This window comes from Endozoicomonas sp. 8E (assembly GCF_032883915.1).
Taxonomy (GTDB): Bacteria; Pseudomonadota; Gammaproteobacteria; order Pseudomonadales; family Endozoicomonadaceae; genus Endozoicomonas_A.
Map to the genome: position 1 here is coordinate 3,785,074 of NZ_CP120717.1, position 17,027 is coordinate 3,802,100.

Here is a 17,027-nt window from a genome sequence, read left to right on the forward strand (position 1 = left end):
ATTGATTTCATGGATACCATCGACTGACAACCGGAATAAAATAGCAAAAGAATCAGAAAAATAATCATTTGATCCGACAAGCAAGAAAAATGACCGCAGAAAAAACCTGCAGCCATTTTTGATGGGTGGAAAAATGCCCGGAAATTAAATCATGCCATCAATTGCCGCATTAAAGGTAGTGCTTGGACGCATAGCTTCTGTGGCTTTAGCTGGAGTAGGCTCATAATAGCCACCCAGATCAACAGCACCACCCTGACAATCTGTCAGTTCTGAGACAATCTGCCCTTCTTTCTCGACCAGCTCCCTTGCCAGACTGGAAAACTTGCTGCTGAGTTCCTGATCCACTTCCTGAGCCACTAAAGCTTCTGCCCAGAACTGAGCCAGATAGAAATGGCTGCCACGGTTGTCAAGCTCTTTCACCCTTCGGGAAGGTGACTTGTTAGCATCCAGATATTGGCCAATAGCAGCGTTCAATGTGTCAGCCAGAATCTGGGCCCTGGCATTCCCAGTCTTAACTGCAATATCTTCAAGCGATACAGCGATAGCCAGAAATTCACCCAGAGAATCCCAACGCAGATGATTTTCTTTAACAAACTGTTGAACGTGCTTGGGGGCTGAACCACCAGCACCAGTCTCGAACAGACCTCCACCAGCCAGCAGAGGGACAATAGAGAGCATTTTAGCACTGGTACCTAGCTCCAGAATCGGAAACAGGTCGGTCAGGTAATCACGCAGAACGTTTCCGGTCACGGAAATGACATCTTTGCCTGTCCGAATCGTTTCCATACTCAGACGGCAGGCATCTACCGGAGAGAGAATACGGATATCCAGGCCCTCGGTATTGTGGAACTTCAGGTATTCGTTGACCTTGGCAATCAGGTTGGCATCGTGAGCACGGTTTTCGTCCAGCCAGAAAAGAGTCAGAGCTCCTGTTGCCCGGGCACGGTTAACGGCCAGCTTGACCCAATCGCGAATCGGCGCGTCCTTGGTCTGACACATTCTCCAGATGTCACCCTCTTCAACATTGTGCTCAAACACAGTGCTGCCAGATTCTTCGACAACACGGATAATGCCGTTTGCAGGTGCCTTGAAGGTCTTGTCATGAGAACCGTACTCTTCAGCTTTTTGAGCCATCAGACCTACGTTGGAAACATTACCCATAGTGGTGACATCAAAAGCGCCGTTCTTCTTGCAGAAATCAATGACTTCCTGATAAATAGCCGCATAGCAACGATCAGGAATCATGGCTTTAGTGTCATGCAGCTTGCCGTCAGGCCCCCACATCTGGCCCGAAGAACGCAAAGCGGCAGGCATAGACGCATCGATAATGACATCGTTCGGTACATGCAGATTAGTGATACCCTTATCGGAGTCCACCATCGCCAGCTCAGGGCGAGTCTTGTATACGGCCTGAATATCCGCCTTTACTTCTTCCTTCTGCTCAGCAGGCAGTTTGGCAATCTTGGCATAAACGTCACCCAAACCGTTGTCCGGATCAACACCCAGATCTGAAAATAGAGAAGCGTGTTTCTCAAATACGTCTTTAAAGAAGACTGTGACAGCATGACCAAACATGATCGGGTCAGAAACCTTCATCATTGTAGCTTTCAGGTGCAGGGACAGCAGAACATTTTGCTCTTTAGCTTCCTGGGCAGAAGCTTCATAGAATGCTCTCAAACCCTTCACATTCATGACAGCGCTGTCAATAACTTCACCGGCCAGCAGGCTGGTGCTGGGCTTAAGCACCGAAACTGCCCCGTCATTGCCAACAAACTCGATTCTTACATCCGTGGCCTCGGGCATGACTGCTGACTGCTCACTGGAGTAAAAGTCTCCGCTGTGCATATGAGCAACGTGAGATTTGGAATCAGGAGCCCAGGCACCCATGGAGTGAGGGTTCTTCTTCGCATACTCTTTTACAGGAGCCGCTACACGGCGATCAGAGTTACCCTCTCGAAGAACCGGGTTTACCGCACTGCCAAGCACTTTAGCATAGCGAGCCTTGATCGCTTCTTCCTCAGGATTTCCGGGTTCTACAGGGAAATCAGGAATGTCATAACCGTGTTCCTGAAGCTCTTTGATCGCATCTGTCAGTTGCGGGATAGAAGCACTGATATTAGGCAACTTGATAATGTTTGCCTGAGGCGTCTTGGCCAACTCACCCAACTCAGACAGAGCATCACTCTGCTTTTGTTCTGCACTCAGCTTCTCGGGGAAATTAGCTATGATTCGACCAGCCAGTGAAATATCCTTGGTTTCAACAGCTACTTCTGCGGCTCGGGTAAAAGCCTTGAGGATAGGGAGCAATGAATAGGTGGCTAAGGCGGGAGCTTCGTCAGTAATAGTGTAAATAATTCTGGTTGTATCTGTTGTCATGTTATCTCCAAAAAACAACTGGCTGTGGTGCCTCTGCGGAGGGGTTTAAGTGGAGTTTGACGACCACTATTTATCACTTTATTTGCACAGCCCCGTAACGCTTTTGACGTTATCGCCTATAAGATATACCAATGTGCGTAAGGAATAAATGTAGTTTTGCTACACAATCTTCTGTTTGCATATCGAAAGACTCTATAGAAGTGAATTCATCAGACGGGTACAATGCCCGGCTTCCTGATTCAGCCATACAGTAATTATGATAGACTCTTGTGCCACTTTTTCTGACAAAAACCCTCAGGACACCCATGTAATCGTAGGCATGTCCGGTGGCGTTGATTCCTCAGTATCTGCACTTCTGCTCAAACAGCAGGGTTACCAGGTAGAAGGTCTGTTCATGAAAAACTGGGAGGAAGATGATGGCACTGAATACTGCACTGCCATGACCGATCTGGAAGATGCCCAGGCCGTTTGCAACAAAATTGGCATTAAACTCCATAAAGCCAATTTCGCTGCTGAATACTGGGATAATGTCTTTGAGCATTTTTTACAGGAATACAAGGCCGGACGTACCCCCAACCCCGACATTCTCTGCAACAAAGAAATCAAGTTCAAGGCTTTTCTGGATTATGCCCAGACACTGGAAGCTGACTGTATCGCCATGGGCCACTACGCCCGCAGAGATAACATTAATGACCAGGCTTGTCTGAGAAAGGGTCTCGACCCCAATAAAGACCAGAGCTACTTCCTGCACCAGGTCGGCACCGAACAACTGGCCAGAACTCTGTTCCCGGTGGGTGAAATAGCAAAGCCTGAAGTTCGACGCATAGCAGAAGAACACGACTTAATCACCCACAACAAGAAAGACAGCACAGGTATCTGTTTTATTGGTGAACGTCGTTTTCGTGACTTCCTGAAGCAGTACCTTCCGGCCCAGCCTGGCGTCATTGCGACCGATCAGGGTGCAGTTATTGGCGAGCATTCAGGCTTGATGTACCATACCATCGGCCAAAGACAGGGCCTTGGTATTGGCGGACTGAAAGGCGCTTTAGAATCACCCTGGTATGTTGTTGAGAAAGATCTTGAGAACAATCGGCTGATCGTTGCTCAGGGCAATAATCACCCCTTGCTGTTCTCTGAAGCCCTGACCGCTTCTGAAATATTCTGGATCTCCGGCTCAGCGCCTGCACTACCAGCCAGTCTAACCGCCAAGATCCGCTATCGGCAGCAGGATCAGGCCTGCCGCCTTGAGCAAACATCAGACGGGAGATACCTTGTGGTTTTTGACAAACCTCAGAGAGCGGTCACTCCGGGGCAATCTGTCGTTTTCTACCAGAATGATATTTGTCTGGGCGGTGGGGTTATTGAAACCAGACACCACTCTCTGAGTGAGGCTCATATTCAATAAAACACCAATCGGTTCGCTCAACTCAACTCTCCACAACCGGGAGCAGACAACCTTCCGGATAGAGAAAGCACACATAAGGTAGAGAAAATCAGGTGCAATACACAGCAAAGGAACAGGCAGCTGCCCTCTCAGCAATTTTTCAGGCTGCTGGCCTTGTAGAACGTTTGGCCAAGAGCGGGCAAATCAGTGAAGAGCCACTGGAGCCACTGATTGGCAGCCTGTTTGTCATTTCTCCTGATCGTGTTGAAGATGTCTTCAATGGCTACGACAGCCTGCTCACTGGCAGAAAAATTCTAAACGATGTCCTTCAGCGTCAGGCCGACGCAATCCAGGCCGACACCGTTCGTTATGCCCTGACCCTGATACATCTGGAACGCAAACTTTCCCGAAATCGTAACATGCTTGGTGAGATCTCCCAGCGCCTGCAACGCTGCAGGGAACAGGCCGAACACTTTGGCATCCTCCATGAAAATGTTATTGCCAGCCTTGCCGGTATTTACCTCGACACCATCAGCACCTTTAAGACAAGAGTGCAAGTTTCAGGCGACCTCCAACATCTTCAGAATCAGGGCAATGCTGACAAGATACGCGCCATTTTGTTTGCCGGGATACGCGCTGCCATTCTCTGGCGCCAGACAGGTGGCAGCCGCTGGCAGTTATTACTTAGCCGAAAAAAGCTATTGAATGGCTTGAATCAGCTTTAAACCGAATCATCCACCCTGCATCCTAAGCGGTTTTCCGGTATGATGCGCCCTTTCTACGAGCATAAGGCATGTTAAACATGGAGCTGTCTGCACTGACTGCTGTTTCCCCCGTCGACGGTCGCTATGGGGACAAGACCCAGAGCCTGAGAAGCATTTTCAGTGAGTATGGTCTGATCCGCTTCCGGGTAACTGTTGAAGTTAAATGGTTACAGGCACTGGCCAGCCACCCCGAAATCAGCGAAGTTCCTGAACTTTCAAGGGGTGCTTACGCGCTTTTAGACCAGCTGGTCGACAACTTTTCCCTTGAAGATGCCCAGCGTGTCAAGGAAATTGAGCGCACCACAAACCATGATGTTAAGGCCGTTGAGTACTTGATCAAGGAAAAGGTACAGGACAACAGTGAGCTAGCTGCTATCAGTGAGTTTGTTCACTTTGCCTGCACTTCCGAGGACATTAACAACCTGTCCCACGGACTAATGCTGAAGACTGGCATGGAACAGGCGGTACTACCGCCCATGCAACAGATCATCAAGGAAATTGAAAGCCTTGCTCATCAGCACGGCGATCAGCCAATGCTGTCCCGTACTCACGGACAAACGGCCTCTCCCACCACGCTGGGCAAAGAGATGGCAAACGTTGCTTACCGTCTGCGCCGTCAGGTTCAGCAAATCACCCGAATCACCCCACTGGGCAAAATCAACGGTGCCGTTGGTAACTACAATGCTCACCTGTCCGCTTACCCTGAAGTTGACTGGCAGCAACATGCTGAAAAGTTTGTCGCCAGCCTGGGCCTGGAATGGAACCCCTACACCACCCAGATTGAACCTCACGACTACATCGCTGAACTATTTGATGCCATTTGCCGTTTCAACACTGTCTTGATCGATTTTGATCGTGATATCTGGGGCTATATCTCCCTGGGATACTTCAAACAAAAAACCGTAGTCGGCGAAGTGGGCTCTTCCACCATGCCTCACAAAGTTAATCCGATTGACTTTGAAAACTCCGAAGGCAATCTGGGTATTGCTAATGCCGTTATGCAGCATCTGGCAATGAAACTACCTGTTTCCCGATGGCAGCGCGACCTAACAGACTCAACCGTTCTGCGTAACTTGGGAGCGGGTCTGGGTTACAGCCTGATTGCTTATGCATCGACTCTGAAAGGTATTGGCAAGCTACAGGCCAATGCTGAACGCCTGAATGAAGACCTGGATAATGCCTGGGAAGTTCTGGCGGAGCCCATCCAGACAGTTATGCGCCGATACGGTATCGAGCAGCCTTACGAAAAACTCAAGGCTCTGACTCGTGGTCAGGAAGGTATCACCCAGGCGACTCTGGAGACCTTTATTGATAACCTGGACATGCCTGCCGGGGTAAAAGCTGAACTTAAGAAGCTGACACCCGCGAATTATGTGGGCAACGCTGCTACTCAAGCCAAAGCGATCTAACCTGACGATAACGAAGCGAGCAAACCGTCTCAAGAAGACAACAAAGCCCTCAATTGAGGGCTTTGTTTATAACCTTTCAGTTATTTCATTTTGCAGTGGCTTTAAATTCACGCCTTCTTGCATGCAGTACCGGTTCGGTATATCCATTAGGCTGCTGACAACCTTTCAGGACCAGCTCGCATGCTGCTTTAAAAGCAACACTGGCATCATAATCGGGAGCCATAGGTCGGTATTCAGGATCCCCGGCATTCTGCTCATCAACCACTTTTGCCATACGCCTCATGGCATCCATCACCTGCTCCTCAGAACAGACACCATGCCTCATCCAGTTAGCCATATGCTGACTGGAAATACGCAGCGTTGCGCGATCCTCCATCAAGCCTACATCGTGGATGTCGGGAACTTTTGAACAACCCACGCCCTGGTCCACCCATCGAACAACATAACCGAGAATACCCTGAGCATTGTTATCCAGCTCTTGCTGAATCACGTCGTCAGTCAGAGAAGACCTGTCATGCAACAAAGGAATAGTCAGAAGATCATCCAGACTCGCTCTTTGACGCTCAGATATAGATTCCTGAACTTCAAGAACATTTACGGAATGATAATGAGTTGAGTGCAGTGTCGCGGCATTAGGTGAAGGCACCCAGGCCGTATTCGCTCCTGACTGGGGATGCCCGATTTTAGTCGCCAGCATCTTAGCCATCTCATCCGGCATAGCCCACATACCTTTACCAATCTGGGCACGACCGGCCAGACCACAGTCGAGCCCTACCTCAACATTCTGGTCCTCGTAAGCATTGATCCAGACAGACTGTTTCATTTCACCTTTTGGAATCATCGGACCGGCTTCCATGCTGGTGTGTATCTCATCCCCGGTACGATCAAGGAAACCTGTATTAATAAAGACGACCCGATCTTTGGCCGCCCGGATACAGGCTTTGAGATTGACAGAAGTACGACGTTCTTCGTCCATTATGCCAACCTTCAGGGTATTATTCTCAAGACCCAGAACAGCTTCAATCTTGCCAAACAACTTGTTGGTGAAGTCTACCTCCTCGGGCCCGTGCATTTTTGGCTTAACAATATAAACACTGCCGGTGCGGGAGTTTCTCATGCCTTCCTGTTTTTTCAGGTCATGCATGGCAATCAGCGTAGTAAACATTCCGTCCATAATGCCTTCCGGAATCTCATTTCCCTGACGATCCAGAATGGCATCAGTAGTCATTAGGTGCCCGACATTTCGAACAAACATCAGACTCCGGCCATGCAGAGAAAACGCTTCACCTGTGGGGGATGTATAGTTGCGATCAGCAACCAGCTGACGGGTTAGGGTTTTATCACCTTTAATGAATGTTTCCTGCAGGTCAGCTTTCATTAATCCGAGCCAGTTTCGATAAACCAGTGCTTTATCTTCAGCATCAACGGCAGCCACAGAATCTTCACAGTCCATAATGGTTGTCAGAGCCGCTTCTACCACCAGATCCTTCACTCCGGCTGCATCAGCCTTTCCTATAGGAGATTGACGGTCGATTTGAATCTCAATATGAAGGCCATTATTTTTGATCAGAATACTGTCAGGCGCTTTTTCACTGCCTGTATACCCAACGAACTTTACAGGCTGGGCCAGCGCTGTGACGCTGCCGTCTTCCAAAGAGAGAGCCAACTCTCCCTCCCTGACAGCATAACCGGTGACCTTGGAATGATTTCCTTTGACCAGTGGCGCCGCCTGATTGAGCAACGCCTTACCAAAAGCGATAACTTTCTGTCCACGCACAGGGTTATAGCCCTTACCACGCTCAGCACCATCACTTTCAGGAATAGCGTCAGTACCATACAAAGCATCATAAAGACTTCCCCAACGAGCGTTCGCTGCGTTGAGGGCAAAACGGGCATTCATCACAGGTACAACCAGCTGAGGCCCCGCCTGGGATGCAATTTCTGAATCAACATTTTCCGTTGTAATCTTAAAGTCTTCGCCTTCAGATTGCAGGTAACCGATTTCCAACAGAAACTGTTTATAGGCAGAAGGATCATGGGGCTGCTGTTTATGATCTTTATGCCACTGATCAATTTGATTTTGCAGAGCCTCTCGCCTCTGCAACAGAGACCTGTTCTCAACAACACACTCATCCAGAACACGCTCAAAACCTGACCAGAAGACCTCTGGAGTCACTCCAGTGCCCTCAATAGCTTCAACCAAGAGATTGTGGATAGGGGCCGCTATCTGCAAACCTCCGATCTGAATACGATCAGCCATATGCCTTCCTTCTACACGCTTTTATCTTCAATTCGCGTAAGACCACCACCGAACCAGGTGGGGATGTAAGCGAGACTTGCGCAGAGCAAGCCTGTGAACTATTTTTTCCGTTTCTATTAGACCTAACCGTAGGGCTCACGGGATGTTAAGTCTGCAGAGTTAGTTTGAAGCGCGTGAAGCAAGCTCGATTCGCCCATTAAAAGCTCCCACTACGGGGATTTTACGCGACAACCAAGACTACTCCCTGAGCAACGAACTATGAAACAGAAACCTGTCAGGTGACTAACAGGAAACCCCTCACCGGAATCAGGTGTGGGGGGAACGCCAATGTCGAGATGAACCGCCTGATTTCACCAAAAAAACCGGCAACTCAAGTCTGACACTATTCTGTTTGAACCGACAGGTGATGACCAATTCAACTCAGTTATATATGATATTTTTTCAATAAATAGCAATTATTAACAAAGCTTATGCATAGAAAAGCCGCACAATGGCGGCTTTTCTGGATTTTGAGCTCAATCGTCCGGATGTGATTCCTGCTTTTGCTCGGCAATTATCAGGTAGTAGCTTTCTGATGTATTCTCAATGCATTCATCAGCTACTGAGTAAAGAGTATGTTCTGTGTTCAATTGTGTTAACCAGTTCATTTTATCTTACCTTCCGGTGGACCTCGTTTGGGTATTATCAGGACTTCGACAGGCAAAGCACTTAGCTACCCGCCATCGCTCAAAGGCAATCAGAGATTAACACTAGTTAACACAACTTTCTAGATAATTGGGCCGCTTATTTCACATATATTATCATTTGTTATCAAACAGGCTCGTCAACTGGATTGGCTTGTTGTGTAGTAGCCTTGATGACCTGCCGTAACCAGTTGTGCCCTGCATCATGGTGCAACAACGGACTCCATGCCATACGAAGCTGGATTGGGGGAATCTCAAATGGTGGCGGCAGAACCACCAACTCATCTTCATGGCGGTGTAATTCAGCCAGCTTACTGGGCAGAGTCGCAATAAGGTCATTTTGGGATGAGAGCAGCATAGCTACCTGATAATGTCTGGTAAGAACCCTGATATCACGCTTGTGACCAATAGCCGACAGTGCCTCATCAACCCATCCGAGTTGCTGCACATCTTTTGGATCAATACCTACTCCGACACCCATGCCTGTCTTACTTGCCCAAATATGCTGGGCGGAAAGATAACTATCAAGGGTGAAATTACTAATAACCGGATTGTCCCGACTCAGGACACAGGAAAAAGAGTCCTCCCAGATCAATGACTGGTGGAAAGATTGTGGCATATGACTGAAACGGTTAATGGCCATATCAACACGACCATGTTCCACATCATGAAAGGTCACATCACTGGGCGTGAGAATATCAAGAGTAATCCCGGGAGCCTGAGCCCTGAGCTTTTTCAGCACCATAGGAATGACAGTAGATTCTGAGTAATCACTGGCCATAACACGAAACACTCTGGAGCTTTCTCCAGGATTAAAGGCATCTCTGGGCAGAACAGCCTGCTCCAAAAGTTTCAGAGCGTCTGCAATCTGGGGTTTGAGGGCGAGAGCCCTCTCTGTTGGTGACATGCCTTCACTGGTTCTTACCAGCAGAGGGTCGTTAAACAGAGTCCTGAGCCTTTTCAACCCGTTACTCATGGCTGGCTGGGTTATGCCCAGTTGCTCAGCCGCTTTGGTGACACTTCTTTCACGCAGAAGCACATCCAGATACACCAGCAGGTTCAGATCAACACGAGCCAAGTTCATATTTTTTGTTTACATCCTGAAGCGGTTCGCCAGATGGCCAAAAATAGTTATCCCCCTGCTGCAAAGTCAGACAATCGTCTGATCCTGAAAAACGCCCTCATTTATTGCTATAAGCGGTAGCAAGCTTTTTGACTAACATCAAGGACACCTGAATCCAGAGAATACTGCTTTAAAGCCTCCGTGAATCCAATGACATTAACTTCCCGACTATGAAAAGAGCTTTTCAGTAAAAGGGCCAACTATTAGTAGCAGAGGAAAGGTATTGTGACATTTTTGACGAGAATATTCACTATAACCATAATAAATTATCAAGTTTGTTATCTTTTGTTATAGATTGAAATTGCCTTGACAAACAACCGTTTGATTTTCAGGAGAGGCGATAAAATGTCTACTTATAATCGCGCTGAAGAGATTGCTCGCATCGAAAAGGACTGGTCAGCAAATCCTCGTTGGGCCAATGTAAAACGCACCTACAAAGCTGAGGATGTCGTCCGTCTGCGCGGTTCCATTAAGGTAGAAAATACCTTTGCTCAAATGGGAGCAGACAAACTCTGGACTCTACTCTATGAAAACAAGTCACGCAAGGGTTACGTAAACAGTCTGGGGTCTCTGACAGGGGGTCAGGCACTGCAGCAAGTTAAAGCGGGACTGGAAGCCGTTTACTTGTCTGGCTGGCAGGTGGCTGCCGACAATAATTCAGCCAGCTCCATGTACCCCGATCAGTCTCTCTATCCGGTAGATTCGGTACCGGCGTTGATCGAAAGAATGAACAACAGTTTCATGAGAGCAGATCAGATCCAATGGAAAAATGGTATTGAACCCGGTGATGAAGGCTTCAGAGATATGTTCGCCCCCATTATTGCCGATGGCGAGGACGGCTTTGGTGGAGTCCGTAACACTTACGAGCTGATGAAAAGCATGATCGAAGCTGGCGCTGCGGGTGTTCACTTTGAAGACCAGCTGGCTTCTGTCAAAAAGTGCGGGCACATGGGAGGAAAAGTTCTTGTTCCTACCCAGGAAGCTGTCGACAAACTGATTTCTGCTCGACTGGCCGCAGATGTCGCCGGAGTTCCGACTCTGCTTATGGCAAGAACCGATGCCAGTACAGCTGATCTGATCACCTCTGATATTGATGATTATGATCAGCCTTTCCTGACCGGCGAGAGAACCAAAGAAGGCTTCTATCGCACCCGCAAGGGTATTGAGCAGGCGATTGCCCGGGGACTGGCTTACGCACCTTATGCCGACCTGCTCTGGTATGAATCAGAGACACCGGATCTGGATGAGGCAAGAACCTTTGCTCAAGCTATTCGCTCCGAATACCCGGATCAATTACTGGCCTATAACTGCTCTTCTTCCTTTAACTGGAAAAAGAACATGGACGATAAAACCATTGCCCGCTTCCAGGATGAACTGAGTGAGATGGGTTACAAATTCCAGTTCATCACACTGGCAGGCATTCACAGTATGTGGCACAACATGTTCGATCTGGCCTACCACTACGGTAAGGGAGAGGGCATGAAACATTACGCAGAAATGGTTCAGCAACCCGAGCAGGCTGCGTTTGAACGAGGCTACACCTTTTCATGCCCTCAGAAAGAAGTAGGGACAGGATACTTTGACCACATCACACACGTGATCCAGAAAAACCGATAGTGCCTTAATTGATTGTGAGAAATTTAGGGGTTTTCTGACAATTTTTAGCACCCGAAGCAGCTCTTCATCTTCAACGGATGAAGAGCTGCTTCTTATTACGAGCCATTTTCCATAGCGATAGGAACCCCCACCCCCTGCATAGTGTCTATTCTGTACTGAGTTGTACAAAATGGAACCCCTATGCCGACCTCTATGCCTATCCCTGACTTAAAAACCCTGAAGGAAATCTATCAAAGCCTGCAGAGCTTCACTCGAAAGACACCTCTGATTCCCAGCGAAGAACTGGGAGCCAGAGTCCAGGGCAAAGTATTTGTAAAGGCTGAGTCTCTGCAAAAAACCGGCGCGTTTAAATTCAGGGGAGCCCTTTACAGACTTCTGAAACTCACTAAACACGAGAAATCTCGAGGCGTTGTTGCCTATTCTTCTGGCAATTTTGCCAGAGGACTGGCTGCAGCAGGCGAGATACTGGGCATTGATGTTCACCTTGTTATGCCCGCTGATGCCCCGAAGAACAAGATAGAAAGCGCCCGCGCCCATGGTGCCGATGTTAAACTCTGTTACGAATCCGATCCATCCAGAGAGGAGGCAGCTGCCGCGGAGGCCGTTAGGCTCTCCCAGCAGCATGACTATTCTCTGCTTCACCCTTTTGATGATGCCACTCTGATTCAGGGTCAGTCCGCTGTTGCCATGGAAGCTTCCGAACAACTTGAACAGATGGGGGAGACCTGCCATTTCCTGTTATGCCCGACCGGTGGTGGTAGCCTGGCCGCCGGTTCGAGCATGGTTTTTAATACTGCGAACTATCCTGACACTCAGGTACTGGCAATTGAACCCTCCGGATACGAAGGGATGACTTTATCGATTGAAGAAGGGCACCGTGCCAGAGCGGACGGCAAACTATTCAGTTCCTGTGACGCCCTTCAGGCTTTGAGCCCGGGGGAAAACAATCTCTCAATCATACAGAATTCAGAAGTCGCCGGTCTGGCCGTTGATGAAGAGTTTGTTCACGAAGGCATCCGATTTGCAGCTTCCAAGCTGAAGCTGATCCTCGAGCCCAGTGGCGCAATTGGACTCGGGGCACTATTGCAGCACTCAGAAAAGTTCATGGGAAAAACAACTGTAATCATCGCTTCAGGCGGAAACATTGATATTGAAAAGTACTCCATGATCATTCATCGATGACCCAGCCATCGTTTCAGGCGATCTAACAGCAGGCTGTTTTCAACCGGGGGGGATAATCGTCCACACCCGCTGCTATGCATCTTTTCTCATCTTATTCTGACGTTTCTATAGCCTGACTGCCATCTTCCGCCAGCACCAGATTCAAACCCTGTTTATGCAGCAGAGACGACAATACTCTTTCAAGAGTGCGTCATAGCAACCGCTCTCGGGAGAAAAGCATTCCATTGTTATCGGCGTAAACATAGCCCTCAGGTGCAAAATTAACACCATGAAAAGAGACCACCAGATTACTCTCACCCACGCCTTTTTTATCTGTTTTCATGGGATGGCAGCCCAGCGCCTGAACACCCAGTGGTAAATCGGCAATAATATCAACATCCCTGATACAGCCATAAATAATTATCCCTGCCCACCCGTTTTCAACGGCACGCTCTGCCAGCATATCGCCCAGCATGGCCCTGCGCATGGAGCCACCGCCATCAACCACCAGCACTCTGCCTTCTCCCGGCTGCCCTACCCACTCACGAACCAGAGAATTATCTTCAAAACACTTCAAGGTCACGACCTGTCCATGAAAAGCATTAACGCCACCAAAGTTTTTGAAACCTGGTTCAGCAACGGAGATCTGTTCAGGAAAATCATCACAAAGATCCGGGGTTGTAAACTGAGTCATTCTTTTTTCCTTCTTTTATCGACAGGGTTTGCCGACAAAAAGTGTACAGGAATCAATGAAGTGAAGAAGACAAGTGAAGTGAATAGTGAATATAAAGAGAAATGATGAAGCCCGCATTGCAGGCTTCATTTATAGCTCATAGCTATCGAGACTCATTGTCAGCGAGGTACAGCCAGGTTTCCAACACAGAATCCGGATTCAGAGAAACAGTCTCTATTCCCTCTTCCATCAACCATTTGGCGAAGTCAGGATGGTCACTCGGGCCCTGACCACAAATACCTACATATTTACCCTGTTTTCTACAAGCCTGAATAGCCATCGACAATAACTGCTTGATGGCAGGATTACGTTCATCAAAGAGATGGGCAATCAGACCGGAATCCCGGTCCAGACCCAGTGTCAGCTGAGTCATATCATTGGAGCCAATGGAGAAACCATCAAAGTATTGGAGGAAGTCATCAGCCATCAGCGCATTAGAAGGCAATTCGCACATCATGATGACTCGAAGACCGTTTTCACCTCGTTTCAGACCAAACTTCTCCATGATGGAAACCACCTGACCCGCTTCGTCCGGCGTTCTGACAAAAGGCACCATCAGCTCAACATTGGTCAGCCCCATTTCATCACGGACCCGCTTCATGGCCCGGCATTCCAGTTCGAAACAATCCTGAAAATCTTCAGAAATGTAGCGTGACGCTCCCCGGAAACCCAACATCGGGTTCTCTTCATTGGGCTCATAGAGATGACCACCCACCAAATTGAAGTACTCATTGGACTTGAAGTCAGACAAGCGAACAATGACCTTTTCCGGTGCAAAGGCCGCCGCAATGGTGGAGACTCCCTCTACCAGTTTTTCAATATAAAAGTCTACCGGACTGCTATAGCCTGATATGCGCTCACCTACTTGTCGTTTCACATCCACAGGGAGCTTGTCAAAATTCAGCAGAGCTTTCGGATGCACACCAATCATCTTGTTGATGATGAATTCAAGTCTTGCCAGACCTACACCTTTATTAGGCGTACGAGAGAAACTGAAAGCACGATCCGGATTACCTACGTTCATCATCAGCTTGAAAGGCAACTCTGGCATGACATCCAGGTCACGAACCTTGTGTTCAAAGTTTAACAGACCCTCATATATAAAACCGGTATCCCCTTCTGAACAGGAAACAGTTACGGGAGTGCCTTCCCTGAGCCTGAAGGTCGCATCGCCACAACCCACAACCGCAGGGATACCCAGCTCACGAGCAATAATGGCCGCATGACAGGTTCTGCCACCCCGGTTAGTCACGATGGCAGAAGCCCGCTTCATTACCGGCTCCCAATCAGGATCAGTCATATCAGTGACCAGAACATCGCCTTCCTGAACCTTGTCCATCTCATCAATATCTTCGATCAGGCGAACTTTACCCTGACCGATTTTCTGGCCAATACTGCGACCTTCAACCAGTAACGCACCCTTCTCTTTGAGGATGAAGCTTTCCAGCTTTCTGCCACTGCTCTGGCTTTGTACGGTTTCAGGACGAGCCTGAACAATGTAGAGCTGCTGATCATCACCATCTTTAGCCCATTCAACATCCATTGGACAGCCGTAATGTGCTTCAATAGCCATGGCCTGACGACATAATTCAGTAACATCCTCATCGTTGATTGAGAACTGTCCTCTGGCATCCAGATCCACATCTACCGTTTCTACGGAACGACCTGCCGAACCGCTGTGGCCGTAAATCATCTTGATCGCCTTGCTGCCCAGGGTGCGTCTCAGAATACCGGGGCGCCCGGCTTTGACAGCAGGCTTATAGACGTAAAATTCATCCGGATTAACAGCACCCTGAACAACTGTCTCACCCAAACCGTATGAAGCCGTAATAAACACAGCCTGATCAAAACCGGACTCAGTATCCAAAGAGAACAGAACCCCGGAAGAACCAGTCTCGCTGCGCACCATTCTCTGAATACCGGCAGACAGTGCTACATTTCTGTGATCAAAGCCCTGGTGAACACGGTAAGCAATAGCTCGATCATTAAAGAGTGAGGCAAACACTTCGCGAACAGCAATCAGTACGTTTTCTGCACCGCGAATATTCAGAAAAGTCTCTTGTTGACCCGCAAAAGAGGCATCGGGAAGGTCTTCCGCAGTCGCTGAGGAGCGGACCGCTACTGGCAGGTCATCACTCCCGGAAAGGGACTGGTAAGCTTTGATAATGGACTCTTCCAGTTCCGGCCTGAAAGGCTCCTCCATAATCCAGCGACGGATTTTTGCACCAGCCGTGGTCAACGCCCGGATATTATTGATATCCAGATCATCCAGCAGGTTATGAATTCTTTGATAAAGTCCATTGCCATCGAGAAAGTCCCGATAAGCCTCGGCCGTTGTCGCAAAACCACCAGGCACTTTTACCCCAGCCTTGCTTAAGCCACTGATCATCTCGCCTAAAGAGGCGTTCTTACCGCCGACTTTTTCGACGTCTCCCATGCCCAGAGTTTCCAGGCCAACTACAAAATTATTCAAAGCAGCATTCCCCGCTCTTTTCTATCTGCTTATGGCTGTTTCGGTTAGCCAGGTGTGCTTGTATGCTTACGGCCAACTCTTGGCTTTTTTGTACAAAAGACAAACGTCTGATATACCAGACTCAGTCCAGCCTATCGCTTCCGTGTTTCGGTAGGTACACTATGTTAGATTTTGTTATAAAATGAAATACCTTGAAGGAAAAAAATGTGAAAAGAACGGCAGTTTTCGTCTCAGACGGCACAGGAATCACTGCGGAGTCGTTCGGACAGAGTCTCCTCGCGCAGTTTGAAGGCTATGAGTTTCAACATGTTACCTTCCCTTATATAGATTCCACTGCAAAAACCATTCAACTGATTGAAAAGATTCACAGCATTCACAAAGTAGAACAAATAAGACCTGTCGTCTTCATGACAGTTCTGAATGAAGACGTCAGTCGCATACTTCACACCAGTGGTGCCTATATAATAGACCTCTTCGAAACTTTTCTGCCGGGTCTTGAGCATGAGTTCGGCCAACACCCTCTCTATAGAACAGGCAAAAAGCGTTCCACAACTCACAGCCATATTTACCACCGACGTATAGAAGCCGTTCAGTTTGCACTTGATAATGATGACGGAGCAAAAACAAGAAATTATGACAAGGCAGATATTATTCTGCTGGGGGCCTCCAGAAGTGGTAAAACCCCATCCTGCATTTACCTGGGCCTGCAGTTTGGCATCTTCGCTGCGAACTATCCCATCACAGAAGAAGATTTGGATGAACCGCTCAGACTCCCCAAACCCCTGCAGCCACACAGGGACAAACTGTTCGGCCTGACGATCCACCCCGGTCGTCTGGCCGGCATTCGCCACGAAAGACGCCCGAACTCACGCTATTCATCCAGCCAGCAATGTCAATTTGAAATCCATACGATTGAGCAGATTTATCGTAAGGAACGCATTCCCTACATCAACAGTACTGATTACTCCGTTGAAGAAATTTCTACTCGTATTATGGATCTTGCTCACCTCAAACGACGGCTGAAGTAATATTCGATGGAGTCAT

12 protein-coding genes are annotated in these 17,027 nt (G+C 48.4%); 6 read left to right on the forward strand and 6 right to left on the reverse strand.

Annotated features, from left to right (window positions below; translation table 11 throughout):
* Positions 1-144: 144 nt before the first annotated feature.
* The gene (locus P6910_RS12490; protein WP_317141628.1) at positions 145-2,376 is read right to left on the reverse strand and encodes an NADP-dependent isocitrate dehydrogenase; all 2,232 of its coding nucleotides are present in this window, start codon (positions 2,374-2,376) and stop codon (positions 145-147) included.
* Between the two features lie 256 nt (positions 2,377-2,632).
* Here P6910_RS12490 and mnmA point away from each other — a divergent pair, with 256 nt between their 5' ends.
* The 3 genes from mnmA (at position 2,633) to purB (ending at position 5,933) form a co-directional block, all read left to right on the forward strand.
* Entirely contained in the window at positions 2,633-3,781 is a 1,149-nt protein-coding gene (gene mnmA, locus P6910_RS12495) for a tRNA 2-thiouridine(34) synthase MnmA (RefSeq protein WP_317141629.1), read from the forward strand.
* Positions 3,782-3,873: 92 nt separating this feature from the next.
* Positions 3,874-4,485, forward strand: coding sequence for a high frequency lysogenization protein HflD (gene hflD / locus P6910_RS12500; protein WP_317141630.1), 612 nt, complete (start codon positions 3,874-3,876; stop codon positions 4,483-4,485).
* A 77-nt stretch (positions 4,486-4,562) separates the two neighbouring features.
* Positions 4,563-5,933, forward strand: a complete 1,371-nt coding sequence (gene purB, locus P6910_RS12505) for an adenylosuccinate lyase (protein WP_317141631.1) — start codon at positions 4,563-4,565, stop codon at positions 5,931-5,933.
* An 85-nt stretch (positions 5,934-6,018) separates the two neighbouring features.
* Here the strand turns inward: purB and P6910_RS12510 are convergent, their stop codons facing one another.
* The 3 genes from P6910_RS12510 to P6910_RS12520 all read right to left on the reverse strand — a co-directional run bounded on the left by P6910_RS12510 (position 6,019) and on the right by P6910_RS12520 (position 9,960).
* Positions 6,019-8,193: a malate synthase G gene (locus P6910_RS12510; protein WP_317141632.1), complete on the reverse strand. Its 2,175-nt coding sequence runs from the start codon at positions 8,191-8,193 to the stop codon at positions 6,019-6,021.
* 515 nt (positions 8,194-8,708) lie between these two features.
* Positions 8,709-8,840 carry a hypothetical protein gene (locus tag P6910_RS12515; RefSeq protein ID WP_317141633.1) on the reverse strand — a complete coding sequence of 44 codons (132 nt, stop codon included), beginning with the start codon at positions 8,838-8,840 and terminating at the stop codon, positions 8,709-8,711.
* A 163-nt stretch (positions 8,841-9,003) separates the two neighbouring features.
* The gene (locus tag P6910_RS12520) at positions 9,004-9,960 is read right to left on the reverse strand and encodes a LysR family transcriptional regulator (protein WP_317141634.1); all 957 of its coding nucleotides are present in this window, start codon (positions 9,958-9,960) and stop codon (positions 9,004-9,006) included.
* A 384-nt stretch (positions 9,961-10,344) separates the two neighbouring features.
* Between P6910_RS12520 and aceA the strand changes: the two genes are divergently transcribed.
* On the forward strand, positions 10,345-11,616 hold the full coding sequence (aceA, locus tag P6910_RS12525) for an isocitrate lyase (protein WP_317141635.1): 1,272 nt from the start codon (positions 10,345-10,347) through the stop codon (positions 11,614-11,616).
* Between the two features lie 180 nt (positions 11,617-11,796).
* Positions 11,797-12,798: a threonine/serine dehydratase gene (locus P6910_RS12530; protein WP_317141636.1), complete on the forward strand. Its 1,002-nt coding sequence runs from the start codon at positions 11,797-11,799 to the stop codon at positions 12,796-12,798.
* A gap of 190 nt (positions 12,799-12,988) precedes the next feature.
* Here P6910_RS12530 and rraA read toward each other — a convergent pair whose 3' ends face one another.
* Both rraA and ppsA read right to left on the reverse strand, forming a co-directional pair.
* On the reverse strand, positions 12,989-13,471 hold the full coding sequence (gene rraA, locus P6910_RS12535) for a ribonuclease E activity regulator RraA (protein WP_317141637.1): 483 nt from the start codon (positions 13,469-13,471) through the stop codon (positions 12,989-12,991).
* Between the two features lie 142 nt (positions 13,472-13,613).
* Entirely contained in the window at positions 13,614-15,983 is a 2,370-nt protein-coding gene (gene ppsA / locus P6910_RS12540) for a phosphoenolpyruvate synthase (RefSeq protein WP_317141638.1), read from the reverse strand.
* 206 nt (positions 15,984-16,189) lie between these two features.
* Between ppsA and P6910_RS12545 the strand changes: the two genes are divergently transcribed.
* Entirely contained in the window at positions 16,190-17,011 is an 822-nt protein-coding gene (locus P6910_RS12545; RefSeq protein WP_317141639.1) for a pyruvate, water dikinase regulatory protein, read from the forward strand.
* The last annotated feature ends 16 nt before the right edge of the window (positions 17,012-17,027 follow it).